This window comes from Variovorax sp. 350MFTsu5.1 (genome assembly GCF_048302515.1).
GTDB lineage: Bacteria > Pseudomonadota > Gammaproteobacteria > Burkholderiales > Burkholderiaceae_C > Variovorax > Variovorax guangxiensis.
In genome coordinates, this window is record NZ_CP157620.1 from 4,476,098 (window position 1) to 4,501,712 (window position 25,615).

The 25,615-nt window shown below is 65.1% G+C and carries 29 protein-coding genes; 19 read left to right on the plus strand and 10 right to left on the minus strand.

The window, feature by feature from the left end; all coding sequences use genetic code 11:
- The first annotated feature begins 91 nt into the window (after nucleotides 1-91).
- The 5 genes from ABL843_RS20395 (at nucleotide 92) to ABL843_RS20415 (ending at nucleotide 4,156) form a co-directional block, all read left to right on the plus strand.
- The gene (locus tag ABL843_RS20395) at nucleotides 92-1,873 is read left to right on the plus strand and encodes a PhoH family protein (protein ID WP_418117083.1); all 1,782 of its coding nucleotides are present in this window, start codon (nucleotides 92-94) and stop codon (nucleotides 1,871-1,873) included.
- A gap of 157 nt (nucleotides 1,874-2,030) precedes the next feature.
- A complete protein-coding gene (locus ABL843_RS20400; protein ID WP_184641338.1) occupies nucleotides 2,031-2,402 on the plus strand; it encodes a VOC family protein in 372 nt (123 codons plus the stop codon).
- 6 nt (nucleotides 2,403-2,408) lie between these two features.
- Nucleotides 2,409-2,858 carry an EVE domain-containing protein gene (locus ABL843_RS20405; RefSeq protein WP_418117084.1) on the plus strand — a complete coding sequence of 150 codons (450 nt, stop codon included), beginning with the start codon at nucleotides 2,409-2,411 and terminating at the stop codon, nucleotides 2,856-2,858.
- Nucleotides 2,859-2,871: 13 nt separating this feature from the next.
- Complete coding sequence (locus ABL843_RS20410) at nucleotides 2,872-3,321, plus strand: GyrI-like domain-containing protein (protein WP_184641340.1); 450 nt, start codon at nucleotides 2,872-2,874, stop codon at nucleotides 3,319-3,321.
- Between the two features lie 67 nt (nucleotides 3,322-3,388).
- Nucleotides 3,389-4,156, plus strand: coding sequence for a helix-turn-helix transcriptional regulator (locus tag ABL843_RS20415; protein WP_418117085.1), 768 nt, complete (start codon nucleotides 3,389-3,391; stop codon nucleotides 4,154-4,156).
- A gap of 16 nt (nucleotides 4,157-4,172) precedes the next feature.
- Here the strand turns inward: ABL843_RS20415 and dnaB are convergent, their stop codons facing one another.
- The 7 genes from dnaB to ppsA all read right to left on the minus strand — a co-directional run bounded on the left by dnaB (nucleotide 4,173) and on the right by ppsA (nucleotide 10,320).
- Nucleotides 4,173-5,579, minus strand: coding sequence for a replicative DNA helicase (gene dnaB / locus ABL843_RS20420; protein WP_093203332.1), 1,407 nt, complete (start codon nucleotides 5,577-5,579; stop codon nucleotides 4,173-4,175).
- A 174-nt stretch (nucleotides 5,580-5,753) separates the two neighbouring features.
- Entirely contained in the window at nucleotides 5,754-6,206 is a 453-nt protein-coding gene (gene rplI, locus ABL843_RS20425) for a 50S ribosomal protein L9 (RefSeq protein WP_126025881.1), read from the minus strand.
- A gap of 12 nt (nucleotides 6,207-6,218) precedes the next feature.
- The gene (gene rpsR / locus ABL843_RS20430) at nucleotides 6,219-6,500 is read right to left on the minus strand and encodes a 30S ribosomal protein S18 (RefSeq protein ID WP_007830781.1); all 282 of its coding nucleotides are present in this window, start codon (nucleotides 6,498-6,500) and stop codon (nucleotides 6,219-6,221) included.
- Nucleotides 6,501-6,521: 21 nt separating this feature from the next.
- Nucleotides 6,522-6,836 carry a primosomal replication protein N gene (gene priB / locus ABL843_RS20435; protein ID WP_126025882.1) on the minus strand — a complete coding sequence of 105 codons (315 nt, stop codon included), beginning with the start codon at nucleotides 6,834-6,836 and terminating at the stop codon, nucleotides 6,522-6,524.
- Between the two features lie 4 nt (nucleotides 6,837-6,840).
- Nucleotides 6,841-7,215, minus strand: a complete 375-nt coding sequence (gene rpsF / locus ABL843_RS20440) for a 30S ribosomal protein S6 (RefSeq protein ID WP_019655917.1) — start codon at nucleotides 7,213-7,215, stop codon at nucleotides 6,841-6,843.
- A gap of 115 nt (nucleotides 7,216-7,330) precedes the next feature.
- Entirely contained in the window at nucleotides 7,331-7,792 is a 462-nt protein-coding gene (locus ABL843_RS20445; RefSeq protein ID WP_126025883.1) for a hypothetical protein, read from the minus strand.
- 134 nt (nucleotides 7,793-7,926) lie between these two features.
- Nucleotides 7,927-10,320 carry a phosphoenolpyruvate synthase gene (ppsA, locus tag ABL843_RS20450; RefSeq protein WP_418117086.1) on the minus strand — a complete coding sequence of 798 codons (2,394 nt, stop codon included), beginning with the start codon at nucleotides 10,318-10,320 and terminating at the stop codon, nucleotides 7,927-7,929.
- A 183-nt stretch (nucleotides 10,321-10,503) separates the two neighbouring features.
- On the opposite strand from ppsA, the gene ABL843_RS20455 reads away from it, so the two are divergent.
- Nucleotides 10,504-11,325 carry a pyruvate, water dikinase regulatory protein gene (locus ABL843_RS20455; RefSeq protein ID WP_418120497.1) on the plus strand — a complete coding sequence of 274 codons (822 nt, stop codon included), beginning with the start codon at nucleotides 10,504-10,506 and terminating at the stop codon, nucleotides 11,323-11,325.
- Between the two features lie 74 nt (nucleotides 11,326-11,399).
- Here the strand turns inward: ABL843_RS20455 and ahpF are convergent, their stop codons facing one another.
- The gene (gene ahpF, locus ABL843_RS20460; protein WP_418117087.1) at nucleotides 11,400-12,956 is read right to left on the minus strand and encodes an alkyl hydroperoxide reductase subunit F; all 1,557 of its coding nucleotides are present in this window, start codon (nucleotides 12,954-12,956) and stop codon (nucleotides 11,400-11,402) included.
- A 91-nt stretch (nucleotides 12,957-13,047) separates the two neighbouring features.
- Nucleotides 13,048-13,611 (minus strand): alkyl hydroperoxide reductase subunit C, encoded by a 564-nt coding sequence (gene ahpC / locus ABL843_RS20465; protein ID WP_126025886.1) that lies wholly within the window; start codon nucleotides 13,609-13,611, stop codon nucleotides 13,048-13,050.
- 261 nt (nucleotides 13,612-13,872) lie between these two features.
- Between ahpC and bfr the strand changes: the two genes are divergently transcribed.
- From bfr to hemP, 13 genes are all read left to right on the plus strand, one after another.
- Entirely contained in the window at nucleotides 13,873-14,349 is a 477-nt protein-coding gene (bfr, locus tag ABL843_RS20470) for a bacterioferritin (RefSeq protein ID WP_126025887.1), read from the plus strand.
- A gap of 120 nt (nucleotides 14,350-14,469) precedes the next feature.
- A complete protein-coding gene (locus ABL843_RS20475; protein WP_369661586.1) occupies nucleotides 14,470-15,114 on the plus strand; it encodes a PepSY-associated TM helix domain-containing protein in 645 nt (214 codons plus the stop codon).
- A gap of 75 nt (nucleotides 15,115-15,189) precedes the next feature.
- A complete protein-coding gene (locus tag ABL843_RS20480) occupies nucleotides 15,190-15,690 on the plus strand; it encodes a DUF2271 domain-containing protein (protein WP_221297725.1) in 501 nt (166 codons plus the stop codon).
- 50 nt (nucleotides 15,691-15,740) lie between these two features.
- Entirely contained in the window at nucleotides 15,741-16,550 is an 810-nt protein-coding gene (locus ABL843_RS20485; RefSeq protein ID WP_418117088.1) for a DUF4198 domain-containing protein, read from the plus strand.
- 25 nt (nucleotides 16,551-16,575) lie between these two features.
- Nucleotides 16,576-17,580 (plus strand): FAD:protein FMN transferase, encoded by a 1,005-nt coding sequence (locus ABL843_RS20490; protein WP_418117089.1) that lies wholly within the window; start codon nucleotides 16,576-16,578, stop codon nucleotides 17,578-17,580.
- On the plus strand, nucleotides 17,577-18,941 hold the full coding sequence (locus ABL843_RS20495) for a sulfite reductase subunit alpha (RefSeq protein WP_418117090.1): 1,365 nt from the start codon (nucleotides 17,577-17,579) through the stop codon (nucleotides 18,939-18,941). The genes ABL843_RS20490 and ABL843_RS20495 overlap by 4 nt, the downstream gene beginning before the upstream one ends.
- Before the next feature lie 236 nt (nucleotides 18,942-19,177).
- Entirely contained in the window at nucleotides 19,178-21,571 is a 2,394-nt protein-coding gene (locus tag ABL843_RS20500) for a catecholate siderophore receptor Fiu (RefSeq protein WP_418117091.1), read from the plus strand.
- A gap of 94 nt (nucleotides 21,572-21,665) precedes the next feature.
- Nucleotides 21,666-22,346, plus strand: a complete 681-nt coding sequence (locus tag ABL843_RS20505; RefSeq protein ID WP_184641349.1) for a Fe2+-dependent dioxygenase — start codon at nucleotides 21,666-21,668, stop codon at nucleotides 22,344-22,346.
- Between the two features lie 114 nt (nucleotides 22,347-22,460).
- Nucleotides 22,461-22,733: a (2Fe-2S)-binding protein gene (locus ABL843_RS20510; protein WP_126025895.1), complete on the plus strand. Its 273-nt coding sequence runs from the start codon at nucleotides 22,461-22,463 to the stop codon at nucleotides 22,731-22,733.
- A gap of 116 nt (nucleotides 22,734-22,849) precedes the next feature.
- On the plus strand, nucleotides 22,850-23,542 hold the full coding sequence (locus ABL843_RS20515; RefSeq protein ID WP_311737056.1) for an energy transducer TonB: 693 nt from the start codon (nucleotides 22,850-22,852) through the stop codon (nucleotides 23,540-23,542).
- An 18-nt stretch (nucleotides 23,543-23,560) separates the two neighbouring features.
- The gene (locus tag ABL843_RS20520; protein WP_126025897.1) at nucleotides 23,561-24,277 is read left to right on the plus strand and encodes a MotA/TolQ/ExbB proton channel family protein; all 717 of its coding nucleotides are present in this window, start codon (nucleotides 23,561-23,563) and stop codon (nucleotides 24,275-24,277) included.
- A 5-nt stretch (nucleotides 24,278-24,282) separates the two neighbouring features.
- Entirely contained in the window at nucleotides 24,283-24,696 is a 414-nt protein-coding gene (locus ABL843_RS20525) for an ExbD/TolR family protein (protein ID WP_126025898.1), read from the plus strand.
- A gap of 100 nt (nucleotides 24,697-24,796) precedes the next feature.
- Nucleotides 24,797-25,009: a hemin uptake protein HemP gene (hemP, locus tag ABL843_RS20530; protein WP_418117092.1), complete on the plus strand. Its 213-nt coding sequence runs from the start codon at nucleotides 24,797-24,799 to the stop codon at nucleotides 25,007-25,009.
- Nucleotides 25,010-25,190: 181 nt separating this feature from the next.
- On the opposite strand, the gene ABL843_RS20535 is transcribed toward hemP, so the two are convergent.
- Nucleotides 25,191-25,598 carry a GlcG/HbpS family heme-binding protein gene (locus tag ABL843_RS20535; protein ID WP_418117093.1) on the minus strand — a complete coding sequence of 136 codons (408 nt, stop codon included), beginning with the start codon at nucleotides 25,596-25,598 and terminating at the stop codon, nucleotides 25,191-25,193.
- Nucleotides 25,599-25,615: the final 17 nt, after the last annotated feature.

Below are 25,615 nucleotides of genomic sequence, written 5' to 3' on the forward strand. Positions count from 1 at the left end.
CTCCACGACCGCATCCTCCGAACAAAGCCGCCTTGGTCTTCAGGCGGCTTTTTCGTTTTCTGGTTCCCACTTCCTGCGAGCGATCTGACACATGCCACTGCCCCCCGCCCCCACGAAACGCGCTGCATTGCTCTCCCCGGACGCACTCGATGCGCCCGCCCGGTCCTCGCACCGGGGCTCGCGCCGTTCCGGTGATTCGCGCGCCGACGAAGCCGCGGCGCGCAGCCCGCAGCCGCTGGAACTGTTCGACAGCGTCGGCGCCGAGAGCGCCGGCGGTGCTGCCGCCGTGCGCCCTGCCCGCCGGACCAGGTCGAAAGCAACGCCCCCCCCCGTGAGCGCACCGACGCCCCAGGCACTCATCCAGGTCGAGACCAAGGCCCCGGTCGCCGAACCCGCTGCGGCTCCTGCAGTGGCAGCGGCGCCGCAGGCCCCTGCACGCGCCAAGCGCAGCAAATCCACCGGCCCGGCCAAGCTGTTCGTGCTCGACACCAACGTGCTGCTGCACGATCCGATGTGCCTCTTCCGCTTCGAAGAGCACGACATCTTCCTGCCGATGATCGTGCTGGAGGAGCTCGACGGCCACAAGAAGGGCACGACCGAAGTCGCCCGCAACGGCCGCCAGACCAGCCGCACGCTCGACGCCCTGGCCGCCGCCCAGGACGCCGACATCGACAAGGGCCTGAAGCTCGACACCACCGGCCACCGCGAAGCCGGCGGCCGCCTGTTCTTCCAGACCGCCCCGCTCGACTATTCGCTGCCGATGAGCCTGCCCCAGGGCAAGGCCGACAACCAGATCCTCGGCGTGGTGCACGCGCTGCGCGACGAGTACGCCAAGGACCGTCCGGGCCAACCCAGGCGGGAAGTCGTGCTGGTGTCGAAGGACATCAACATGCGCGTCAAGGCGCGCGCGCTGGGCCTGGCCGCCGACGACTACCAGAACGACAAGACGCTGGAAGACGGCGACCTGCTCTACGCCGGCTCGCTCGCCCTGCCCGCCGACTTCTGGACTCGCCAGAGCAAGACCGTCGAGAGCTGGCAAAGCGGCAGCAGCACCTTCTACCGGATCAGCGGCCCGCTGGTGCCCAACCTGTACATCAACCAGTTCGTGTACTTCGAGGCTCCGGGCGAACCGAGCATGTACGCCCGCGTCACCGAGATCCGCGACAAGACCGCGGTGCTCAAGACGCTGAAGGACTACAGCTCCGGCAAGAACGCCGTGTGGGGCGTGAACACGCGCAACCGCGAGCAGAACTTCGCGATGAACCTGCTGATGGACCCGGAGATCGACTTCGTCACGCTGACCGGCACCGCCGGCACCGGCAAGACCCTGATGGCGCTGGCCTCCGGCCTCACGCAGGTGCTGGACGACCGCCGCTACACCGAGATCATCATGACCCGCGCCACCGTGAGCGTGGGCGAGGACATCGGCTTCCTGCCCGGCACCGAAGAGGAAAAGATGGGCCCCTGGATGGGTGCGCTCGACGACAACCTCGAGTTCCTGGCCAAGGGTGACGGCGGCGGCGCCGGCGAGTGGGGCCGCGCGGCCACCAACGAGTTGATCCGCAGCCGCATCAAGGTCAAGAGCATGAACTTCATGCGCGGGCGCACCTTCCTCAACAAGTACGTGATCATCGACGAGGCACAGAACCTCACGCCCAAGCAGATGAAGACGCTGATCACCCGCGCCGGCCCCGGCACGAAGATCATCTGCATGGGCAACCTCGCGCAGATCGATACGCCGTACCTCACTGAAGGCTCCTCGGGCCTGACCTTCGCGGTCGACAAGTTCAAGGGCTGGCCGCACGGCGGGCATATCACGCTGGCGCGCGGCGAACGCTCGCGCCTGGCCGACTTCGCCAGCGACGTGCTCTGACCCTCCGGGGGGCAGCGCCCCGGACAAGCCCGCGCACGCTCCCCGAGCAGCGCGGGCTTTTTTCATCCGTGGTGACAGGCTACTGACAAGACGCTGTCAGTAGGGCGCCAGCACCATCCGGGCTCCTTCCAACGCAACGAAAGAAAGAGAGTCCCGAATGCAGAACGCCATCACCTGGTTCGAAATCCCTGTCGCCGACATCGATCGCGCACAGGCCTTCTACGAAACCGTGCTCGCCCGCAAGCTGCGCCGCGAAGACTTCGGCGGCGAGACGCTGGCCATCTTCCCGCACGACAAGCCCGCCACCGGCGGCGCGCTGCAGGCAGGCGCCAATGCCAGCGCACGCGCCGGCACGGGCATCCGCATCTACCTCGACTGCAATCCAAGCATCGATGCCGTGCTGGCGCGGATCGAAGCCGCCGGCGGGCAGATCGTGTCGCCCAAAGCGGCGCTGCCGCCCGGCCTTGGCTTCATCGCCCACCTGCGCGACACCGAAGGCAACGAAGTCGGCCTGCATTCGCTGGAGTGACTCGCGATGGCGCAACGCAACTGGATCGCCGTGGCCAGCGCCGAGCACGCGCGGCGCGGGCGCGACCACCGGCCGCTGGGCTTCATGCAGGTCGGCCACGGCAAGCACGCGCCGCTCAAGCGGCTTTCGGCGGGCGACCGCGTCGCCTACTATTCGCCGGCCACCATGTTCGGCGGCACGGACAGGCTGCAGAGCTTCGTGTCGATCGGCATCGTGCAGCCGGGCGAGCCCTACGAATTCGACATGGGCAACGGCTTCGTGCCTTGGCGGCGCGACGTGGTCTACGCCGCCGGGCACGAGGCGCCGATCGCCCCGCTGATCGAGCGGCTGGCCTTCATCGAGAACCCCAGGCAGTGGGGCTACAAGTTCCGCTTCGGCATGTTCGACATCAGCGACGCCGACATGAAGCTGATCGCACAGGCCATGAAGGCCGACCTGAAAACACTATCGCTTTGAGGAGAGAAAGCACATGGAACCAGTCCGCCAACGCCAGGATGCATTCCGCGTCTCGGGCCTCACCATCCGCACCACCAACCGCGAGGAACGCGACCCTGCAACCGCCCGCCTCGGCCAGTTGTGGGGCCGATTCTTCGGCGAGGAAACCTATGCATCGACGCCACAGCGCACCGCCGACATGCGCATCTTCAGCGTGTACACGGCCTACGAATCGGACGAGGACGGCGCGTTCGACGTCACGGCGGGCGTCGCCGTGTCGGGCGGCGAGAACAGCCTCGCCGTGGAAGCCGGCGACTACCTGGTCTTCAACGGCGAAGGGCAGATGCCGCAGATGGTGATCGCCACGTGGGAGCGCATCTGGCAGTATTTCGAGGCGCACCCGGAAATCGCACGCCGCTATCGCAGCGACTTCGAGGCCTACGAAGGGCCGGACAAGGTGGCGATCCACATCGGAGTTTCATGAGCATCACCCCCAAGAGCCGGCGCGACCCGCCCGCACGCCACCCTCGCCCGCTCGCCAGGGCCTGCTGATGCGCCGCGCCGACCGCCTCTTCCAGCTCGTGCAGCTCATCCGCGGGCGCCGGCTGACCACGGCCGCGTTCCTGGCGCAGCGCCTCGAGGTGTCGGAGCGCACGGTGTACCGCGACATCGCAGACCTGCAGCACCAGGGCGTGCCCATCGAGGGCGAGGCTGGCGTGGGCTACCGGCTGGGCGCGGGCTTCGAGCTGCCGCCGCTGATGTTCACGCAGGACGAGGCCGCGGCGCTGGTCGCTGCAGCCCGGCTCGCGCAGAGCTGGGTCGATCCGGCGCTGGCGCGCGACATCGAGACCGGGCTCGGCAAGATCCTGTCGGTGCTGCCACCCGCGGCGCGCGTCTCGGCCGAGGCGCTGGCGCTCTACGCGCCCGGACTGGGCCTGGACGACACCCTCCGCGCGCGGCTGCAGACGCTGCGCGAGGCGACCCAGTCGCACAACAAGCTGCGGCTGCACTACCGCGACGTCTCGGGCGACGCCAGCGAGCGCACGGTGCGCCCGCTGGGCTGCTTCTATTGGGGCAAGGTCTGGACGCTCTCGACCTGGTGCGAGCTGCGCGACGATTTCCGGGGCTTCCGGCTGGATCGCATGGACGCGATCGAGGTGCTGCCCGACCGCTTTCGAGACGAGCCGGGCAAGACGCTGGCCGACCTTCTGCGGCAGGTCAATGCCGAGACGGCGCATGGCAAGGTGGTGCCGCAGAAGCCGGACGGCCAGCCGTCGTGGTCCAGCAGCAACAGCGGCAGCGGTAGCGCGGCCAGCTGACTTAGGCGCCGCCGGGTCAGTACTCGTCGTTGTTGCTGTAGCCGACCAGGTTCTCGAACTTGGTCAGCGGCTTCAGGAAGGCCAGCTTGACGGTGCCGGTGGGGCCGTTACGGTGCTTGCTGATGATCACCTCGGCCACGCCCGGCTCCTTCGACTCCTTGTTGTAGTAGTCGTCGCGGTAGATGAACATGATGATGTCCGCGTCCTGCTCGATGGCGCCGGATTCGCGCAGGTCGCTCATCATGGGACGCTTGTCGGTACGGCTTTCCACGCCGCGGCTGAGCTGCGACAGTGCGATCACCGGGCACTTCAGCTCCTTGGCGAGCATCTTCAGGCCGCGCGAGATTTCGCCCACGGCCGTGGCCCGGTTCTCGTCGCCTGAACTGCTGGTGGACATCAGCTGCAGGTAGTCGACCACGATCAGGCCGAGCCGCCCGTACTGGCGCGCAAGGCGGCGCGCATTGGCCCGCAACTCGCTGGTGGAAAGGCCCGGGGTCTCGTCGATGTGCAGCGACACGGTGCGCAGCTTCTCGATGGCCTCGGTCAGACGCGGCCACTCCTCGTCGGTGAGCTTGCCGGTGCGAAGGTGGCCCTGGTCGATGCGGCCGATGGAGCCCACGATACGCACCGCCAGCTGGGCGGCGCCCATTTCCATGGAGAACACGGCCACCGGCAGGCCTTCGTCGAGCGCCACGTGCTCGGCGATGTTGATCGCGAGCGAGGTCTTGCCCATCGAGGGACGCGCGGCCAGCACGATCATGTCGCCCGGCTGCAGGCCGGAAGTCATCTTGTCGAAGTCGTTGAAGCCGGTGCGAACGCCCGTGATGTCGTTCGGGTTCTCGGCCATCTCGGTCACGCGGTCGAGCAGGTCGACCACCAGGGCATCCATGCTCTGGAAGCCCTGCTTCATCCGCGTGCCTTCTTCGCCGATGTTGAAGATCTTCTGTTCGGCCTCGTCGAGGATCTTGTCGACCGCCTTGCCCTGCGGATTGAAGGCGTTGGTCGCGATCTCGTCGCTGGCGGAAACCAGCTTGCGCAGGATGGAGCGCTCGCGAACGATCTCGGCGTAGCGGCGGATGTTGCTCGCGCTGGGCACGTACTGCGCGAGCGAGTTCAGGTACACCAGCCCGCCGATCTCGTCGGCCTTGCCGAGGTTCTGCAACTGCTCGTAGACCGTGATCACGTCCGCCGGCTTGCTGGCGTTGATCAGCCCGCCGATGGCCGCGTAGATCAGCTTGTGTTCGTGGCGGTAGAAGTCGCCGTCGACCAGCAGGTCGCCCATGCGGTCCCAGGCGCCGTTGTCGAGCAGCAGGCCGCCGAGCACGCTCGATTCGGCCTCGATGGAGTGAGGCGGAATGCGCAGTTGGGCGACTTGGCGGTCGGCCGACGGATCATTGTCGGCATAGGAGAAAACGGCGGACATGGGGCCTTGAAAGTTAACAAAGCATGCTACGCGCGCTGCGGCCGCGACGCCATGCATAACGCTGTGTACGTGCTGTGCAAAACCCTGTGGACAGTCACTGAACAAGCCTTGAAGAACAAAAACAAAAGCCGCCCGAAGGCGGCTTTTGCGCAGCGCACGAGGCGCTGTGGACGATCAGGCGGTTTCGCCGTAGACCGTCACGGTGATGTCGACCACCACGTCAGTGTGCAGGGCCACGCTCACGGTGCTGTCGCCGACGATCTTGATCGGACCGTTGGGCAGGCGCACTTGCGACTTCGCAACCTTGTAGCCCTGCTTGCCCAGCTCTTCAGCGATGTCGCCGTTGGTGACCGAGCCGAACAGACGGCCGTCCACGCCAGCCTTTTGCGTCAGCTTGATGGTCGTGCCACCGAGCTTTTCGCCTTGAGCTTGCGATTCGGCCAGCTTGGCGGCCGCAGCCTTTTCGAGCTCGGCGCGCTTGGCTTCGAATTCGGCCTTGTTGGCAGCGGTGGCGCGGCGGGCGCGGCCCGACGGAATCAGGAAGTTGCGTGCGTAGCCGTCCTTGACCTTGACGATGTCGCCCAGGGCACCGACGTTGACAACCTTGTCCAGAAGAATGATTTGCATGGTGTCGACTCCTTAGACGCGGTGCTGGTCGCTGTACGGCACCATGGCCAGGAAGCGTGCGCGCTTGATGGCGGTATTCAGCTGGCGCTGGTAGATCGCGCGGGTGCCGGTCAGGCGCGCGGGGATGATCTTGCCGTTTTCGCTGATGAAGTCACGCAGCGTGTCGATGTCCTTGTAGTCGATTTCCTCGACGCCAGCGACGGTGAAGCGGCAGAAGCGCTTGCGCTTGAACAGCAGCGACTGGGTGTTGCGCTTCGGGCGCTTGTCTTTGTTGAATTTCTTGAACGTGGCCATTTCGGGACCTCTTGTCGAAAATTAATCTTGCTGAAAATCCTGGATGTGCAGGACCGGATGCTTGCCGTTGCCCGGTGTCGCGAGGAAGCCCTGAAAACGCCAGAGACTTCCCATCGACTGTCTTGCGAGCCGTTCGGCGATGGCACCGAAGGCAACGGCCTTGAGGGCCGTCTTCACCTGCCTGGGCTTTCCTGCCTCCTGGAGCGTCGACTCGTGTTCGAGCTTCAGGTCTAGGGCGGGCAAGCCGGCTGGCGTGAATCGCAGGTTTCCGAGTTCGGCAACGGAGGCGGTCAGCAGCAGCTGGTTGACCCCGGTTGCCGCAGCGGCGGCAGTCACGCCATCAGTTGTTGTTGGCGGCGTACTCGGCCTGCTGGGCCTTGCGGGCCTCTTCGCGCTCGACCGTCTTCATCATCGACGAAGGACCGGTTTCGGCCTTCTTCTTCTGGACGGTCAGGTGACGCAGCACGGCGTCGTTGAACTTGAACGCGTGTTCGAGTTCGCCCATCACGGTCTGCTCAGCTTCGATGTTGACGCACAGGTAGTGGGCCTTGTTGAGCTTGTTGATCTGGTAGGCCAGCTGACGGCGGCCCCAGTCTTCGACGCGGTGGACCTTGCCGCCGCCGGCCGTGATCAGGCCCTTGTAGCGCTCCAGCATGGCCGGAACTTGTTCGCTCTGATCCGGGTGGATCAGCAAAATGATTTCGTAGTGACGCATGGCACTCCTTGTGGATTCTTCCGAGGAAGAGGAAAAGCCACCTGCAGCGTCGGGCGCAGTGTGGCAAGGCAAAGCCGGCGATTATAGCCCTGTCGGAAGCGATCCGGCAAGACTCTCAGTCGTTGAGCGCCTTGTCGAGCGCCGCGGCCTTCTCGGGCCCGACGGCGGCGCGGATCTTCGGGGCCAGCGCCAGCAGGTCTTCGTAGCTGGTCGTGCCCTCGACCTGCAGGTTGAGCCGGAAGCCCTTCAGGCCGAGGCTGCCGGTCAGCTGGGTCGCGATCGGGTAGGCGTCCTTGTAGCGCTGCTGCCTGCTGCGCCCGGAGGAGCCCTGGGCGGGCGCCGCTGCAGCGGCCGCCGCCTCTGCGGGAGCCGTCGCGCTGCCCGCCACAGGCTCCAGCACGCCCAGGCCGACCATCTGGTCGATGTCTTCGCGCACGATGCCCATGCCCGCGGCCAGCACGTCATCGACCGATCTTTTGCCGTCGAACAGGATGAACGCCGAGCGCTGCCGCGGCGACAGCGGGATCGAGCGGTCTTTCAGCGCCTGGTGGCCTGCTTCAGTCTTGACGAGGATCATGGTGTTCTTCCCTTCCGGGATACGCCCGTGAGTCCCGCCAGTCTGGCATCAAATAAGCAATTTGTTGCAATATCACCCACGGTTCGCGGGAATCCCCCCATGGGGATTTCCGCAATCCGGGCGCTCCGCGCGCCTCAGCGCTTGGCGAGCTGCTGCCAGGTGTCGATCACGCTGTCGGGATTCAGCGAGATCGATTCGATGCCCTGCTCCGCCAGCCACAGCGCGAAGTCGGGATGGTCGCTGGGGCCCTGGCCGCAGATGCCGACGTACTTGCCCTGCGACTTGCAGGCCTTGATGGCGCGGCTCAGCATGGCCTTGACGGCCGGGTCGCGCTCGTCGAAGTCGGCGGCCAGCAGCTCCAGGCCCGAGTCGCGGTCCAGGCCCAGGGTGAGCTGGGTGAGGTCGTTCGAGCCGATCGAGAAGCCGTCGAAGTACGCCAGGAACTCGTCGGCCAGCACGGCGTTGCTCGGCACCTCGCACATCATGATCAGCTTGAGCTCGTTCTCGCCGCGCTTCAGGCCATGCTCGGCCAGCAGGCCGGTCACGCGCTCGGCCTGGCCAAGGGTGCGCACGAAGGGCACCATGATCTGCACGTTGGTCAGGCCCATGTCGTTGCGCACGCGCCTGAGGGCCTCGCATTCCATGGCGAAGGCCTCGCCGAAGTCGGCGCTCAGGTAGCGCGCGGCGCCGCGAAAGCCCAGCATCGGGTTCTCTTCCTCGGGTTCGTAGCGGCTGCCGCCGATCAGCTTGCGGTACTCGTTCGACTTGAAGTCCGACAGTCGCACGATCACCTTCTTCGGCCAGAAGGCCGCGGCAATGGTCGCGATGCCCTCTGCCACCTTGTCGACGTAGAAGGCGCGCGGCGAGGCGTGGCCGCGGGCCACCGACTCGACGGCCTTCTTCAGGTCGTTGTCGACGTTCGGGTAGTCGAGGATCGCCTTCGGGTGCACGCCAATGTTGTTGTTGATGATGAACTCCAGGCGCGCGAGGCCCACGCCGTGGTTCGGCAGTTGCGCGAAGTCGAAGGCGAGCTGGGGGTTGCCCACGTTCATCATCAGCTGGATGTCGATCTCGGGCATCACGCCGCGCTGCACTTCGGTCACCTCGGTCTCGAGCAGGCCGTCGTAGATGAAGCCGGTATCGCCCTCGGCGCAGCTCACCGTGACCAGCGTGCCGTCCTTCAGCAGGTCGGTGGCGTCGCCGCAGCCGACCACGGCCGGAATGCCCAGTTCGCGCGCAATGATGGCCGCATGGCAGGTGCGCCCGCCGCGGTTGGTGACGATCGCCGAAGCACGCTTCATCACCGGTTCCCAGTTGGGGTCGGTCATGTCGGTGACGAGCACGTCGCCGGCCTGCACCTGGTCCATCTCGCTGATGCTGTGCACCAGCCGAACCGGGCCGGTACCGATCTTCTGGCCGATGGCGCGGCCTTCGGCCAGCACCGCGCCCTTGCCCAGCAGCTTGTAGCGCTGCTCGGCCTTGCCCTGCTGCTGGCTCTTCACCGTCTCGGGACGCGCCTGCAGGATGTAGAGCTGACCGTCGGTACCGTCCTTGCCCCACTCGATGTCCATCGGCCGGCCGTAGTGCTCCTCGATCACCAGCGCGTACCTGGCGAGTTGCTCGACCTCGGCATCGGTCAGCGAGTAGCGGTTGCGCTGCTCGGCCTTCACGTCGGTGGTCTTGACCAGCTTGCCGGTGGCCTTCTTCTCCTCGGGCGTGGCGAACTCCATCTGGATCAGCTTGGAGCCGAGGTTGCGGCGGATCACGGCCTTCTTGCCGGCCTTCAGGGTCGGCTTGTGCACGTAGAACTCGTCGGGATTCACGGCGCCCTGCACCACCGTCTCGCCCAGGCCGTAGCTGGAGGTGATGAAGACCACGTCCTCGAAGCCCGATTCGGTGTCGATGGTGAACATCACGCCGGCGGCGCCGAGGTCGGAGCGCACCATGCGCTGCACGCCGGCCGACAGCGCGACCACGTCGTGCTCGAAGCCCTTGTGCACGCGGTAACTGATGGCGCGGTCGTTGTAGAGGGAGGCGAACACCTCCTTCATCTTGTGCAGCACGTCGTCGATGCCGACCACGTTCAGGAAGGTTTCCTGCTGGCCCGCGAAGGAGGCGTCGGGCAGGTCTTCGGCGGTGGCCGAAGAACGCACGGCGAACGAGGCGGACGGGTTGCCGGCGCTCAGCGTGGCGAAGGCGTCGGTGATGGCCTTCTGCAGGTCGGCCGGGAACGGCTGGGCCTCGACCATGCCGCGGATCTCGGCACCGGCGGCGGCCAGCGCTCGCACGTCGTCGACGTTCAGGGCGGCCAGGCGCTTGCTGATCTTGTCGGCCAGGCCGTCGTGGGCCAGGAACTGGCGGAATGCGTGCGCCGTGGTCGCGAAACCGGTAGGCACCCGCACACCCTGCGGCAGCTGCGAGATCATTTCGCCGAGGCTGGCGTTCTTGCCGCCAACCGCCTCGACGTCGGTCATTCTCAGGTTTTCAAACGGTACGACCAGGGCGGTCGCGTCGAAAAGTGCAGACATGGGAAAGCTCCAGAAGTTGAAACCGGTGCCGCATGCAGACGGCGCAGCACGATCGTTCTCGTTGCTTTGGGTGCGGGCGCGGCGTGCATGGAGAGAATTGGGTTGGGAAAGCGGATTCCCGATAATGGCCCTCATTGTAGGCGGGGCAAGGTGGTCCGCGCCGCAGGACAAGGCCGCATGACTATTCCTTCACGCACCGTTTTCTTCATTTCCGACGGCACCGGCATCACCGCCGAGACCTTCGGCAACGCCGTTCTGGCCCAGTTCGAGATGAAGCCGCGCCACGTGCGGCTGCCCTTCACCGACACGGTCGACAAGGCCCACCAGGCGGTGCGGCAGATAAACCACACCGCCGAGATAGAGGGCGTCAGGCCCATCGTCTTCACGACGCTGGCCAACATGGACGTGCTGGAGGTGATCGAGACCGGCTGCAAGGGCATGCTGCTGGACATGTTCGGCACCTTCGTGCGCCCCCTGGAAATCGAGCTGGCCGCGAAGTCGAACCATCGCATCGGCCGCTTCAGCGACGTCAGCAAGAGCAAGGAATACAACGACCGAATCGCCGCCATCGACTTCAGCCTGCAGCACGACGACGGCCAGAGCAACCGCGACCTGGAAGGCGCCGACGTGATCCTGGTGGGCGTGAGCCGCAGCGGCAAGACGCCGACCTCGCTCTACCTGGCGATGCAGCACGGCCTGAAGGCGGCCAACTACCCGCTGATTCCGGAGGATTTCGACCGCCGCCAGCTGCCGCCGGCCCTGATTCCGCATCGCAAGAAGATCTTCGGCCTGACCATCCAGCCCGAGCGGCTCAGCGAGATCCGCAACGAGCGCCGCCCGAATTCGCGCTACGCCAGCATCGAGAACTGCCGCCACGAGGTCGCCGAGGCCGAGGCGATGATGCGGCGCGCGGGCATCCGCTGGCTCTCGACCACCACCAAGTCGATCGAGGAAATCGCCACAACGATCCTGCAGGAGTTGCGGCCGGAGCGGCTCGTCTACTGATATCGCTATCTTTTAGATAGCAAAAAGCGCCCCGCCGGGGCGCTTTTTGCGCTTTGCATCGCCGGAATGGCGGCTTACGCAGGAGCCGACGTGCGGATCAGGTGGTCGAACGCACCCAGCGCAGCCTTCGCGCCATCGCCGGCCGCGATGATGATCTGCTTGAACGGCACCGTGGTCGCATCGCCCGCCGCGAACACGCCCGGCACCGAGGTCTGGCCGCGCGCGTCGACGATGATCTCGCCGTGCTTCGACAGCTCGACCGTGCCCTTGAGCCAGTCGGTGTTGGGCACCAGGCCGATCTGGATGAACACGCCTTCGAGCTCGACCTTCTTCGACTCGCCCGTCGCACGGTCCTTGTAGATCAGGCCGTTGACCTTCTGGTCGCCGGTGATCTCGGTGGTCTGCGCGTTGGTGAACACGTCGACGTTCTTCAGGCTCTTGAGCTTGCGCTGCAGCACGGCGTCGGCGCGCAGTTGCGTGTCGAACTCGATCAGCGTGACGTGGCCGACGATGCCGGCGAGGTCGATGGCTGCCTCGACACCCGAGTTGCCGCCGCCGATCACCGCCACGCGCTTGCCCTTGAAGAGAGGACCGTCGCAGTGCGGGCAGTAGGCCACGCCCTTGTTCTTGAACTCGTGCTCGCCGGGCACGTTGATGTTGCGCCAGCGCGCGCCGGTCGAAATGATGACCGACTTGCTCTTGAGCGAGGCGCCGCTCTCGAGCTGCACTTCGATCAGGCCGTCGCCCGGCACGAGCGCCTTGGCGCGCTGCAGGTTCATGATGTCGACGTCGTAGTCGCGCACGTGCTCTTCGAGCGCATGGGCGAACTTCGGCCCCTCGGTTTCCTTGATCGAGATGAAGTTCTCGATGCCCATGGTGTCGAGCACCTGGCCGCCGAAACGCTCGGAGGCCACGCCGGTGCGGATGCCCTTGCGCGCCGCGTACACGGCCGCTGCCGCGCCGGCGGGGCCGCCGCCGACGATCAGCACGTCGAACGGGTCTTTGCCGGCGATCTTCTTCGCTTCGCGTTCGACGCCGCTGTTGTCGATCTTGGCGAGGATTTCCTCCAGGCTCATGCGGCCCTGGCCGAACTCGGTGCCGTTGAGGAATACGGTCGGCACGGCCATGATCTGGCGTTCCTTGACTTCGTCCTGGAAAGTGCCGCCTTCGATCATCGTGGTGCGGATGCGCGGGTTCTGCACGGCCATGAGGTTCAGGGCCTGGACCACGTCGGGGCAGTTGTGGCAGGTGAGCGAGACGTAGATCTCGAACTCGAAGTCGCCGTCGAGTGCCTTGATCTGGTCGAGCACGACCTGCTCGACCTTCGGGGGATAGCCGCCGATCTGCAGCAGGGCGAGGATCAGCGAGGTGAATTCATGGCCCATCGGCAGGCCGGCAAAGCGCGGGCCGTGGTTTTCGCTCGGGCGGTTGACCGAGAACGAGGGCTTGCGGTGGTTGTCGTCGCGACTTTCGGTCAGCCTGACCAGCGGGGACGATTCGGCAACGTCCTTCAGCAGCGACAGCATCTCGCCCGAGGCCTTGCTGTCGTCGAGCGAGGCGACGATCTCGATCGGCTGCGTGGCGCGCTCGAGGTAACTCTTCAATTGGGCTTTGGTGTTTGCGTCGAGCATGAGGGACTCTCTTTCGATAACGTAAAACTATCAAATGGGGCTGAAAAAGCCCGGGGGCCTATGAGCGCCCGGGCTTTCGCGCGGGTGACGCTCAGATCTTGCCGACGAGGTCCAGCGACGGGGCGATCGTCTTGTCGCCTTCATTCCACTTGGCCGGGCAGACTTCGTTCGGGTGGGCGGCGGTGTAGACCGCTGCCTTCAGCTTGCGCAGCGTTTCCTTCACGTCGCGGGCGATTTCGTTGGAGTGCACTTCGGCGGTCTTGATGATGCCTTCGGGGTTGATCACGAAGGTGCCGCGCAGCGCCAGGCCTTCTTCGGGGATGTGCACGCCGAAGGCGTTGGTCAGCACATGGGTCGGGTCGCCGACCAGCGGGAACTTGGCCTTGCCGACGGCGGGCGAGGTGTCGTGCCAGACCTTGTGCGAGAAGTGCGTGTCGGTGGTCACGATATAGACCTCGGCGCCCAGCTTCTGGAACTCGGCGTAGTTGTCGGCCGCGTCCTCGACTTCGGTCGGGCAGTTGAAGGTGAAAGCCGCCGGCATGAAGATCAGTACGGACCACTTGCCCTTGAGCGACTCGTCGGAAACTTCGATGAACTTGCCGTTGAGGTAGGCCTGGGTCTTGAAGGGCTGAACTTGGGTATTGATCAGGGACATGTTGATTCCTTGGATGCTGCGGATGAACAAAGATAAGGGCGAGCCATGAGTATAACTACCAATCCTCCAATATTCATAGCTATCACCTATTAAAAGTATTGGGACTCGCTATGTTTTCGATGAGTGCGAAATACGCCTGACACACCATCAATACGAACGTGTATCACCATCACACGCATGCAGACCGGCGCAGCATGGGATTGCTTGCAAGCGCTCCTTTCCGCCTCTGACAATCACCGCTTTCAGAACAAGGAAAAAGCCATGAAGGGCGACGCAAAAGTCATCGAACACCTGCAGGCTCAGCTCAAGAACGAGCTGACCGCGATCAACCAGTACTTCCTGCACTACCGCATGCTCAAGCACTGGGGCCTGGACAAGCTGGCGAAGAAGGAATACGAGGAATCGATCGGCGAGATGAAGCATGCCGACAAGCTCATGGACCGCATCTTCATGCTCGACGGCCTGCCGAACCTGCAGGACCTCGGCAAGCTGAACATCGGCGAAGACGTGCCCGAACTGCTGCGCTGCGACCTCGGTGCCGAGACCGGCGCGCAGGCCACCATCAAGGACGGCATCGCGCATTGCGAATCGGTGCGCGACTATGTCTCGCGCGACCTGCTCCAGGAGATCCTGGACGACACCGAGGAGCACATCGACTTCCTCGAAACCCAGATCGACCTGATCGACAAGGTCGGCCTGCAGAACTACCTGCAGTCGCAGATGGGCGAGCTCGAATAAGGCCGGCTTCGCTGCCGCCAGCAAAACGGGACTTCGGTCCCGTTTTTTATTGCTTTACGTAACTTAACCCGCCACGAATAACAGTCATTCTCATTCGCACGGATAGAATCCGCGCCTTCGATGACTGCGATCCGCCCCGACAACCGCCGCCGTGCCTATTGGCTCAAGACCCTGCACGAATGGCATTGGGTGAGCTCGGCCATCTGCCTCATTGGCATGATCCTGTTCAGCGTGACGGGATTCACCCTCAACCACGCCAGCCAGATCGAGGCCAAGCCGGTCGTCACCCGGCTGAACGGCTCGATCGACGAGGCGCTGCGCGCCCAGCTCGAAAAGCAGCTGCCCGCCGCCAAGGCCCTCAAGGGCAAGGCTCCCCTGCCCCCAGAACTCCAGGCCTGGGTGCAGAAGCACTGGGACATCTCCACCGCCAGCCGCGAGGCCGAGTGGTCCGACGACGAAATCTACCTGTCGCTGCCCCGCCCCGGCGGCGACGCATGGCTGCGCCTGAGCCTGTCCGACGGCGAGATCGAGTACGAGCGCACCGATCGCGGCTGGCTCTCCTACTTCAACGATCTCCACAAAGGCCGCAACACCGGCGCCGCGTGGAGCTGGTTCATCGACATCTTCGCGGGCGCGGCCCTGGTCTTCTCGGTCACCGGCCTCTTCATTCTCAAGATGCATGCGGGCAACCGGCCGTTCACCTGGCCGATGGTCGGCATGGGGCTGGTGGTGCCCGTGCTGCTCGCGCTGCTGTTCATTCACTGATTTCGTTCATCAATTCATCCAGATCCAGGAAAGAGGTTTCCCGTGCACGTTCGCTACTCACTCGCGCCGCTGGCCATGTCGGCGCTGTTCGCGGCTCCGGCCTTCGCGTCGGGGCTGGCCGTCAATATCGAGATCCCACGGCTGAACGTCTCCGAGTACCACCGTCCCTACGTGGCAACCTGGATCGAGCGCGCGGACAACACCGTCGCCGGCACGCTGGCCGTGTGGTACGACGTGCGCACCAAAACCAACAACCCGGAGGGCGAAGGCACCAAGTGGCTGAAGGACATGCGCCAGTGGTGGCGACGCGGCGGCCGCGAGCTCTCGGTGCCGGTCGACGGCGTGACGGGGGCGACCAAGCCTGCCGGCAAGCACCAGTTGAGCTTCACCGAAGGCACGGCGCCCATGCCCAGGCTCGCGCCCGGCGCATACAAGCTCGTGGTGGAGGCCGCGCGCGAAGTCGGCGGCCGCGAAGTCGTGAGCATTCCCTTCCAGTGGCCCCCGACGGCAGCGGCGCAGCCGACCGCCACGGGCAAGGAAGAACTCGGCGAGATCAGGCTCGAACTCAAGCCTTGATCTCTTCTGTCCTCCAACGACCAGCCCGCCGCATCACAAAAGGAACCGCCATGACCCGCTTCAACCTGCGCCTCGCCTCCCTCGCCATCGCCCTCTTGGGTGCCGCATCGCTCGCCCAGGCGCACAACGCCTGGCTGCTGCCATCGTCCACCGTGTTCTCCAAGGCCGACACCGTGACGGTCGATGCCGCCGTGTCCAACGACCTGTTCGTCGCCAACCACGCGCCGCTGCGCCTCGACGGCCTGCAGATCACAGCGCCCGACGGCAGCACCGTCAAGCCGGAGACCGAAGCCAAGCTCAAGTTGCGCAACGTGTTCGACGTGAGCGTCGCGCAGGCTGGCACCTACCGCATCGCCGTGATCAACGCCGGAGCTTTCGCGAGTTGGAAGGACAAGGCCACGGGCCAGACCAAGCGAGCGCGCGGCACGGCCGAGACCATCGGCAAGGAAATTCCGGCAGATGCGCAGGACGTGAGCGTCACCCAGTCGTCGGGCCGCATCGAGACCTTCGTGACCGTCGGCAAGCCTTCCGCGCTCAAGCCGGTCGGCCAGGGCCTGGAGCTGATCGCCGCCGGCAGCCCGACCGATCTGGTCAAGGGCGAGAAAGCCACCTTCACGCTGAACCTCGATGGGCAGCCCGCCAAGGGGCTCGAGGTGACGGTGACCGCGGGCAACACGCAGTACCGCGACAAGCTCGAGGAAATCAAGCTCAAGACCGACGACAAGGGCCAGTTCAGCGTGACATGGCCGACCGCCGGCATGTACTGGCTCGACGCCAGCACCAAGGACAACAAGACCACGGTGCCGCAGGCCAGGGAGCGCCGCCTGAGCTACGCGGCCACGCTCGAAGTGATGCCCTGAGGCTGCGATAGAGCGAGCTTCTCCCTTGGGCCTTTCGTTCAGCACCTGGCGCGCTGGCGGCTACGCCAACGCGGCCGTTCCACGCCCCGCCGATCCCGCGACGCTCCAGCAACTGGGCGGCGAGACCATGGGTACCACCTGGTCGCTGCGCTTCGACAATCCGCGAATGCTGCCGCTGGCGCGGGTAAGGGAGGCCGTGGAATCAGCGCTCGGCCGCGTGATCGCGCAAATGAGCCACTGGGAGCCGGACTCGGACATCAGCCGGTTCAACCATGCTCAGGCCAGGTCCCGCCATGTGCTGCCGGCGGAATTCGCCACCGTGATGCGATGCGCTTTCCGGTGGGCAGCGGCAAGCGGCGGCGCGATCGACCCGAGCGTGGGTCCGCTGGTCGCGTGCTGGGGCTTCGGGCCGGAAGCGGAACAGGCGGGCCTGCCCGGCGAGGCCGCGCTGGCCGAAGCGCGCGGGCGCGTCGGCTGGTCCCGGCTGGCGTTCGACGAAGCGGAAGGCTCGCTCCTGCAGCCCGGGGGCGCAACGCTCGATCTCTCGGGCATCGCGAAAGGGTTCGCGGTGGACCACGGCATCGAAGCCCTGCGCACACTGGATATCGCCGACGCGCTTCTCGAAATCGGCGGAGAACTGCGGGGCATTGGCAAACGCCCTGGAGGACACCCCTGGCAAGTGCTCGTCGACGGCGATCCTTCCGGCGCGCGCCGCGTGGCGCTCGCGGACATGGCCATCGCCACATCGGGCGACCGATGGCATCGGCGCTCGCACGAGGGACGCCACTGGTCGCACACCATCGATCCGCGAACCGGAGAGCCGGTCGCGCACCCGCTGGCCAGCGTCACCGTGCTTCACGCGGAGTGCATGCAGGCCGATGCGCTCGCCACCGTGCTGACGGTGCTCGGGCCGGAAGAAGGATTCGACTTCGCGCAGCGGCACGAGATCGCCGCGCTGTTCGTGAGCCACGGCGATCCGGCACCAGAGGCGAAGACCACGCGCGCCTGGCCCGCAGCGGCCGCTGCATGAGCGACTTCGCCTGGCGCGCACTGGGCGCGGGTTCCACCGTCGCGGCGTATGCAGCGCTCTGTGCGTCGATCTACCTGCGCGAGCGCAGCCGCAAGGCCGAAGCCGCGCGCGACTCGGCGGCGTTATCGGCAGGCAGCGGCGAAGCTCCTGTTCTCGTGCTGTTCGCCAGCCAGACCGGCCAGGCCGAAGCCATCGCGTGGCAGACCGCTCGGCAGCTGAGTGCGGCGAATACGCCGGCGCGCGCGATGGAGCTGAACGCGCTCGATGCATCGACGCTGGCAGCCGCCCCGCGCGCGCTCTTCATCGCGAGCACCTATGGCGAAGGCGATGCGCCGGACGGCGCCAGCGTGTTCGTCGAACGGGTGATGAATTCATCGCCGGCACTGTCTTCGCTGAGCTACGCCGTACTGGCGCTCGGCGACCGCCAGTACGCCAACTTCTGCGGCTTCGGTCGTGCGCTCGACGAGTGGCTGCAGGCCGCGGGCGCCAGGCGCGAATTCGATCGCATCGAAGTCGACAACAGCGACCCGGCCGCGCTAGGCGCATGGCATGCGCATTGGGGAGACCCGCCCGCATCCGCAGGCGATGCCGAAGGCGCGGGTTTCGCTCCATGGCGGCTCGTCTCGCGCGAGCATCTCAACCCGGGCAGCGCGGGCTGGCCGGTCTTCCATCTCGGGCTGGTGCCTCAGGCCGGCGGACCGCTGCCGTACTGGGCCTCGGGCGATCTTGCGCAGGTGGTCGTCGCGAGCGACCCGAAACGCCCGCGCGACTACTCCATCGCCTCGGTGCATGCCGACGGCGAATTGCAGTTGCTCGTGCGGCAGGAGCGGCATCCGGACGGCACGCTCGGCGCGGCCTCGGGACTGCTCACGTCCACCCTGGGTATCGGCGACACGGTTGCGCTGCGCGTGCGGGAGCATCGAAGCTTCCGCCTCGACGGCAACGAAGCACGGCCGCTGATTCTCATCGGCAACGGCACAGGCATCGCCGGGTTGCGCGCGCACCTTCGCACGTGTGCAGCCATGGGCAGGCACGACAACTGGCTGGTGTTCGGGGAGCGCCAGGTGGCGCACGACTTCCTCTATCGCGATGAGATCGAGGCATGGCAGGCCAACGGAACGCTGAAGCGCCTGGACATGGTGTTCTCGCGCGACCAGGCCGATCGCTTCTACGTGCAGCACCGGCTGCTGCAGTCGGCGGACACCGTGCTGCAGTGGCTGCGCGATGGCGCCGCCATCTACGTCTGCGGCAGCCTTCAAGGAATGGCCTCGGGCGTGGATGCGGCGTTGCGCCAGATCGCGGGTGAGGCGCAGCTCATCGAACTCGCGGTCAGCGGCCGCTATCGGCGAGACGTCTACTGAAGAAGGCCAACTGCTTCGCTCGCGTTGTTGGGCCGCAACGAAACTGACACAACTTTCGGCTTAGTTTCGCTCGGATGTCAATTTTAATATTGAGAACCAATATCATTCGCAGCGATTTGCGAACATTCGCAAATCGACTCACCCAGCCAGTCCTCCCTCGTGTTTCTCCAAGGAATCCAGGTCGTGCGGACACCGCCAGTCGAGTCCTGACGCCCGCCCTTTTCGGAGAGAACTTCATGGCCTACATCAAGAGCCGCAAACACCCTGTTGCGCGTGCCGTTCCACATCTTTCTGGCGCCGCCGCCGCAACGCTGATGGCCATTGCGGCTCCCGGCGCCCTGGCCCAATCGGGTGGGGCGCTGCCTGAAGTGCGCGTGCAGGACTCCGCAGTCACCGACTACAAGGCCGACAACTCGGCCAACCCCAAGTTCACCGCTCCTCTCGTGAACACGCCCCAGACCATCCAGGTCATCAAGGAACAGATCATTCGCGACCAGGGCGCGACCACGCTGACCGAGGCGCTTCGCAACACCCCCGGCGTGGGCACTTTCTTCCTCGGCGAGAACGGCAACACCAATACCGGCGACGCTGTCTTCATGCGCGGCTTCGACAGCTCCAGCGCGATCTTCGTCGACGGCATCCGCGACCTGGGCTCGGTCTCGCGCGACATCTTCAACATCGACCAGGTCGAGGTCGTGAAGGGCCCGTCGGGCACCGACGTGGGCCGCACCTCGCCCACCGGCTACATCAACCTCGTCACCAAGAAGCCGTCGATGGAAGACAGCTTCCTCGGCTCGCTGAGCTTCGGCAGCGCCGACTTCAAGCGTGGCAGCGTCGACTGGAACAAGTCGCTGAGCGGTGCCAACGGCATCGGAGCGGCTTTCCGCCTCAATGCAGTGAGCGAAGACGGCGGCGTGGCCGGCCGCGACTTCGTCAAGAACAAGCGCTGGGCGATCGCGCCTTCTCTCGCCCTCGGCCTGAACAGCCCGACGCGCATCTTCCTCGACTACCTGCACGTCAAGCAGAACAACGTCCCCGACGGCGGCGTGCCCACCATCGGCCTGCCGGGCTACACCACGCCCGATGCCACCGCGATCAACCGCGGCCTGGCCCGCCGCACCTACCTGAACTACGCACCGCGCGTCGATTCGAGCAACTTCTACGGCACCAGCTCGGACTTCGACAACGTGACGGCCGACATGTTCACCGCGCGCATCGAGCACGACCTCACGCCCGACATCACCATCCGCAACACCACGCGCTACGGCAAGACGTCGCAGGACTACATGCTGACGTCGTTCATGGGCGGCGGACTGACCTCGACGAACGGCGTCGGCACCCTGCCCGCCGTGAATTCCGGCTTCATCAACACCGTCATCCCGACGATCCCCGCAAGCTGGACGATCACGCGCAACCTGCCCACCAACAAGGACCAGGAAAACACGATCTTCACCAACCAGACGAGCGTGTCGGCCAAGTTCAACACGGGCAGCATCAGCCACTCGTTCAACGGCGGCATCGAATTCATCCGCGAGAAGCAGACCGCCAGCAACTTCTACGCACCGGGCTACGCGAGCGTGGGCACCACCCTCGCCGCGGCCGGGTCGTGGCCCGCTGCCAACCTGTACAACCCGAACCCGTACGTTGCCGGCTACAACCGCATCGCCAACGGCACCGGCTCGGAGGGCAGCACCGACACCATCGGCCTGTACGCCTTCGACACGCTGAAGTTCAACGAGCAATGGCAGCTCACCGCCGGCCTGCGCTACGACCACTACTCGACCACGTACAACGCCACTGCGCTGACGCTGGCGCGCACCGGCAACGGCCCGCAGACGTCGACGGTCACGCCGACCAACCTGAAGCTGTCGGACAACCTGCTCTCCGGCAAGATCGGCCTGGTCTACAAGCCGACGGAGAACAGCAGCGTCTACGCGGCCTACGGTACCGCCGCGCAGCCCCCGGGCGGCGCCAACTTCCAGCTGGCCGCCGGCGGCACCGGCAACAGCGCCGGGCGCACCGACTTCCTTCCGCAGAAGGCCAAGACCTACGAACTCGGCACCAAGTGGGACGTGCTGAACAAGCGCGTGGCCCTGACGGCGGCGCTGTATCGCACCGACGTGAGCAACGAGGTCGTGCAGGACTCCGTCACGCAGCAGTACTTCCAGACCGGCAAGAAGCGCGTGCAGGGCGTGGAACTCGGTGTGTCGGGCGCGCTGACCGACAACTGGGGCGTGAGTTCGGGCTTCACCACCATGAACACCCGTGTGCTGAGCGGCCCCTCAGTGCTGGCGGACGGCTCGACCGCGCTCGCCTACACGCCGAAGAAGGCCTTCACGCTCTGGACCACCTACCAGTTCCCGTTCGGCCTCACGCTGGGCGGCGGCGCGCGCTACAACGGCAAGCTGCAGCGCGGCACCGACGGCGCGGTGGGCACGCCAGCATATGTCGACTCGTACTGGGTGTTCGACGCGATGGCTTCCTATCGCATCAACAAGAACATCGACATCCAGTTGAACGTGTACAACCTGTTCAACAAGGACTACGTGGCGGCCATCAACAAGAGCGGCTACCGCTACACGCCGGGCATCCCCCGATCGGCCAAGATCACCGCGAACTTCGCGTTCTGACGGTCCTTCTCGCGTGCACCGGGCCAACCCGGTGCGGTGCGACACTCGAGCCCCGGCCCGCGCCGGGGCTTTTCTCATTGCGGAGTTCCTGAAAATGATGCTGCATGTGCCCGAAGTGCTGAGCCCCGAGCAGGCGCGCGAGATGCGCGCCGCACTCGACGCCGCGCAATGGACCGATGGACGCGAAACGGTGGGGGCGCAAGGGGCGCAGGTCAAGCGCAACCGCCAGCTGCCGGAGCATTCTCCTGTAGGCAAGGAGTTGGGCAGCATCGTGCTGGCGGCACTGGCGCGGAACCCGCTCTTCTTCTCGGCCGCTCTTCCATCGCGTTTCGTGCCGCCGCTTTTCAATCGCTACGAGGGAGGCGAGCACTACGGCGTCCATGTCGACGGCGCGGTGCGAGCCTTGCCTGGCACCGGGCAGCAATTGCGCACCGACCTGTCTTGCACCCTCTTCCTGTGCGATCCGGAAGACTACGAGGGGGGAGAGCTGGAGGTGATCGACACTTACGGTTCGCACGAGGTGAAGCTTCCGGCGGGAGACCTCATCCTTTATCCGGCGAGCAGCCTTCACCGGGTGCATCCGGTGACTCGCGGTGCGCGGATCTGCTCCTTCTTCTGGCTGCAGAGCATGGTCCGCAGCGATCAGCAGCGCGGGATGCTTTTCGAGCTCGACCAGAACATCCAGAAGCTTCGTGCACGCCTCGGCGAATGCGAGGAAACCGTGGCGCTGACAGGGCACTACCACAACCTGCTGCGGCTCTGGTCGGAGGTCTGACGCCAGGAAGCCGGGTGTTGCATGAATCAGTAACACATAGTTATTGTGAATGCGATGGATTCTTATTTATAATCACCCACATCCAACAGCCAGCCAACTGCCGCTTTCACCGCCATGATCGTTTGTGTCTGCCGCCGAGTCTCCGACCGCGAAATCGCACGCCATGTGCGCGCCGGGATGACTTTCGACGAAGTGCAATTCGAGCTTGGCGTCGCCACCCAGTGTGGCCAATGTGAAGGTTGCGCGCGCGATATCGTCGCGCAGTGCAGCGCTTCGCACCCGGTTGCCGCATTGAATTGCGAATCGGGTCCGAGAGCGATCCAGCTTGCCAACTCCATCAAGGAAAGCAAAGCATGGAACTCGTCTCGGCACTCGGCGGCAGCCTGATCTTCGTCGCAGGCTCGGTCTGGTGGATCTTTCGCAAGTAGCGCCTGTGGCGTCTTCGTAGCGGTTTTGCTGCAATCGGGGCACCTTTGGGGGTGCCCGCATTCGAATGGTTGATCGTGTCTGACCGCTTCGCCCCCCCTCCTTCCCTCTTCGGCCTTTCGCGCAATGTCGTCATTGCCGGCGGGGTCGTCCTGTTTCACGCCGCCGCGCTCTGGGCGCTCCAGAGCGGGTTGCTGCGCCGTGCCGCCGAAGTGGTGATCCCCGTGGAGATCATCAGCCAGCTCGTCGAACCGCCCAAGCCGGCGCCACCTCCGCCGCCCCCACCTCCTCCGCCGGAGAAAAAGGTGGCCAAGGTGCCACCGCCCCCGCGGCCCCAGGCGATCCGGGAGCCCAAACCGACGCCCGCGCCGAACGCCCCCACGGGCAGCGTCGAGCCGCCTCCGCCTCCAGCGCCCATTCCGCCACCCGCTCCGGAGCCGCCGCCGGCGCCGCCCCCCGCACCGCCGGCGCCCAAGCTGGTCGAGATCAGCGAAGGCCAGACGCAATACGTGCGCGAACCGCGCGTCGTGTTCCCTGCAATGAGCAGGCGCCTGGGCGAATCCGGCGTCGTGGTCATCGCGGTGTATTTCAACAGCGCGGGCATTCCCAAGCGGGCGGAAATCTTCAAGTCCAGCGGTTACGAGCGGCTCGACCAGGCCGCGCGCGAAGCGTTGATGTCTTCGCAAGTGACGCCATTCAAGCAACCGGGGGCCAACGAGGCCACGGTCTACATGCTGAAGGCGCCAATCCGGTTCAATCTTTCCCAGTAATTTTTTGGAGTAGTACGCATGGATTCTCAATTCGGCTTGATGAACGTCTGGAATCAGGGCGATTTCGTCACGAAGGCCGTGGCAGTGCTGCTGATCGGCATGTCGCTCGCGTCGTGGATCGTCATCATCGTCAAGGCGCTCGACGTCATCCGTTACAAGCGTCTGGCCAAGCACTCGCAGGACTTCTGGCACAGCGAAGACTTCGCCACCGCCCTGAACAAGCTGGGCAAGGACGACAGCAACCCCTTCCGCGCACTCGCCCTCGAAGGCCGCGAGGCAGCCGCGCACCACCGCAACACCAAGGCCCACCTGCACGATGCGCTGGATGTGAGCGACTGGATCACGCGCGCCCTGCGCAACGGCATCGACGCCTTCACCGCCCGCCTGCAGACCGGCCTGGCGATCCTGGCTTCGGTCGGCTCCACGGCTCCATTCATCGGGCTGTTCGGCACCGTCTGGGGCATCTACCACGCGCTCATGAGCATCGGCTCGGCCGGCCAGGCGACCATCGACAAGGTGGCCGGTCCGATCGGCGAAGCGCTGATCATGACGGCCCTCGGCCTTGCCGTCGCCATTCCGGCAGTGCTGGGCTACAACGCGCTGGTTCGCGGCAACAAGTTCGTGCTGACCAAGCTCAACGCCTTCGCCCATGACCTGCACGCCTACTTCGTGACCGGCGCGCGTGTGCAAAGCGGCGGCAGCGACGCCATCGTCGTTCCGCTCAAGAAGGGCTGAGCATCATGGCCTTCGGAACACAAGACGAACCCGATGAGGTGATGAACGAGATCAACATGACGCCGCTGGTCGACGTCATGCTGGTGCTGCTCATCATCTTCATCATCACGGTGCCGGTGATGAAGCATGCAGTCAACATCGACCTGCCGCGCGCCACCAGCGAGCCGGAACAACCCAAACCGCAGAACATCCTGTTCAGCGTGACTGCCGACGGCGCCTACTACTGGAACGAGCAGAAGATCGACGACAGCGAGTTGCCCGGTCGCTTGGCCGCAGAAGCCGCCAAGGAGCCGCAGCCCGAGCTCCACATTCGCGGCGACAAGGCTGTTCGCTACGAGCGAGTGGCCAAGGCGATGTCGGAAGCCCGCGAAGCCGGCGTGCGCAAGATCGGTTTTGTCACGGAACCCGACCCCAAGTGAGCTGAAAGAAAGAGAGCAAGCAAAAAAAGTTGATCGCGGCGATTGACTTCTATTTGCGAATCATTATCATTCACTCATCGCTTCGATAAGGGAACCACAGATGCCAGCCACACCGAATGCCTTTTCTGTTCTGAACCATCCTTCGCTCGACCAGTCGGGTGGCGGCCATGCGTCGATCCAGGCAACGCGTCCGGTGCCGATGCTCGAAAGCACGGAGCTTCTGAAAGGAAACAAGACCATCGGCATCATGCACAACGGCTCCCTCTATCGGCTGCAAGCCACCAAACTCGGCAAGCTGATCCTGACCAAGTAAGTCATCCAGCCCGCCCTTCGCGCAAGTTTCATCGTGGGGCGACTCAAGGAGATTCATCTCCGAAGGGTCGTTTTTTGCTAGCCAACGGTTCGCCGACTAGCCAAGCTTTTTTTCCACGCTGAAGCAGCCCAAACAAAAACGCCGACCTCGAAGTCGGCGTTTTGCTTTGTGCGGAGAAAACTCAGAGGCCCAGAGCCGCGATGCCGGCCTTGGCGACCTGCGCGTCTTCATTCGACTTCACGCCGCTCACGCCGACTGCGCCGATCACGTGGCCGTCCTTCACGATCGGCACGCCGCCTTCGAGCAGGCCCTGCACTTCAGGCGCCGTCAGGAACGCGGTGCGGCCGCCGTTGATGATGTCCTCGTAGACCTTGCTTTCGCGTCGCCCCATGGCTGCCGTGTGGGCCTTGGCGGGAGCGATGTGCGAAGACAGCGCCGCCGCGCCGTCCAGGCGCTGCAGCCAGAGCAGGTTGCCGGCGTCGTCCGAGATCGCGATGGTCACTGCCCAGTTGTTCTTGAGAGCCTCGGCTTCGGCCGCTGCGGCGATGGTCTTGACGTCGGCGAGTTCGAGGAATGACTTGGTCTTCATGATGGATGAGCTCAGTT

Bases quoted from the DNA above. Each gene is read 5' to 3' on its own strand.
- ABL843_RS20395 (WP_418117083.1), top strand. From the start codon at position 92: ATGCCACTGCCCCCCGCCCCCACGAAACGCGCTGCATTGCTCTCCCCG.
- ABL843_RS20400 (WP_184641338.1), top strand. From the start codon at position 2,031: ATGCAGAACGCCATCACCTGGTTCGAAATCCCTGTCGCCGACATCGAT.
- ABL843_RS20405 (WP_418117084.1), top strand. From the start codon at position 2,409: ATGGCGCAACGCAACTGGATCGCCGTGGCCAGCGCCGAGCACGCGCGG.
- ABL843_RS20410 (WP_184641340.1), top strand. From the start codon at position 2,872: ATGGAACCAGTCCGCCAACGCCAGGATGCATTCCGCGTCTCGGGCCTC.
- ABL843_RS20415 (WP_418117085.1), top strand. From the start codon at position 3,389: ATGCGCCGCGCCGACCGCCTCTTCCAGCTCGTGCAGCTCATCCGCGGG.
- dnaB (WP_093203332.1), bottom strand. From the start codon at position 5,579: ATGTCCGCCGTTTTCTCCTATGCCGACAATGATCCGTCGGCCGACCGC.
- rplI (WP_126025881.1), bottom strand. From the start codon at position 6,206: ATGCAAATCATTCTTCTGGACAAGGTTGTCAACGTCGGTGCCCTGGGC.
- rpsR (WP_007830781.1), bottom strand. From the start codon at position 6,500: ATGGCCACGTTCAAGAAATTCAACAAAGACAAGCGCCCGAAGCGCAAC.
- rpsF (WP_019655917.1), bottom strand. From the start codon at position 7,215: ATGCGTCACTACGAAATCATTTTGCTGATCCACCCGGATCAGAGCGAA.
- ABL843_RS20445 (WP_126025883.1), bottom strand. From the start codon at position 7,792: ATGATCCTCGTCAAGACTGAAGCAGGCCACCAGGCGCTGAAAGACCGC.
- ppsA (WP_418117086.1), bottom strand. From the start codon at position 10,320: ATGTCTGCACTTTTCGACGCGACCGCCCTGGTCGTACCGTTTGAAAAC.
- ahpF (WP_418117087.1), bottom strand. From the start codon at position 12,956: ATGCTCGACGCAAACACCAAAGCCCAATTGAAGAGTTACCTCGAGCGC.
- ahpC (WP_126025886.1), bottom strand. From the start codon at position 13,611: ATGTCCCTGATCAATACCCAAGTTCAGCCCTTCAAGACCCAGGCCTAC.
- bfr (WP_126025887.1), top strand. From the start codon at position 13,873: ATGAAGGGCGACGCAAAAGTCATCGAACACCTGCAGGCTCAGCTCAAG.
- ABL843_RS20475 (WP_369661586.1), top strand. From the start codon at position 14,470: ATGACTGCGATCCGCCCCGACAACCGCCGCCGTGCCTATTGGCTCAAG.
- ABL843_RS20480 (WP_221297725.1), top strand. From the start codon at position 15,190: ATGTCGGCGCTGTTCGCGGCTCCGGCCTTCGCGTCGGGGCTGGCCGTC.
- ABL843_RS20485 (WP_418117088.1), top strand. From the start codon at position 15,741: ATGACCCGCTTCAACCTGCGCCTCGCCTCCCTCGCCATCGCCCTCTTG.
- ABL843_RS20495 (WP_418117090.1), top strand. From the start codon at position 17,577: ATGAGCGACTTCGCCTGGCGCGCACTGGGCGCGGGTTCCACCGTCGCG.
- ABL843_RS20500 (WP_418117091.1), top strand. From the start codon at position 19,178: ATGGCCTACATCAAGAGCCGCAAACACCCTGTTGCGCGTGCCGTTCCA.
- ABL843_RS20505 (WP_184641349.1), top strand. From the start codon at position 21,666: ATGATGCTGCATGTGCCCGAAGTGCTGAGCCCCGAGCAGGCGCGCGAG.
- ABL843_RS20510 (WP_126025895.1), top strand. From the start codon at position 22,461: ATGATCGTTTGTGTCTGCCGCCGAGTCTCCGACCGCGAAATCGCACGC.
- ABL843_RS20520 (WP_126025897.1), top strand. From the start codon at position 23,561: ATGGATTCTCAATTCGGCTTGATGAACGTCTGGAATCAGGGCGATTTC.
- ABL843_RS20525 (WP_126025898.1), top strand. From the start codon at position 24,283: ATGGCCTTCGGAACACAAGACGAACCCGATGAGGTGATGAACGAGATC.
- hemP (WP_418117092.1), top strand. From the start codon at position 24,797: ATGCCAGCCACACCGAATGCCTTTTCTGTTCTGAACCATCCTTCGCTC.
- ABL843_RS20535 (WP_418117093.1), bottom strand. From the start codon at position 25,598: ATGAAGACCAAGTCATTCCTCGAACTCGCCGACGTCAAGACCATCGCC.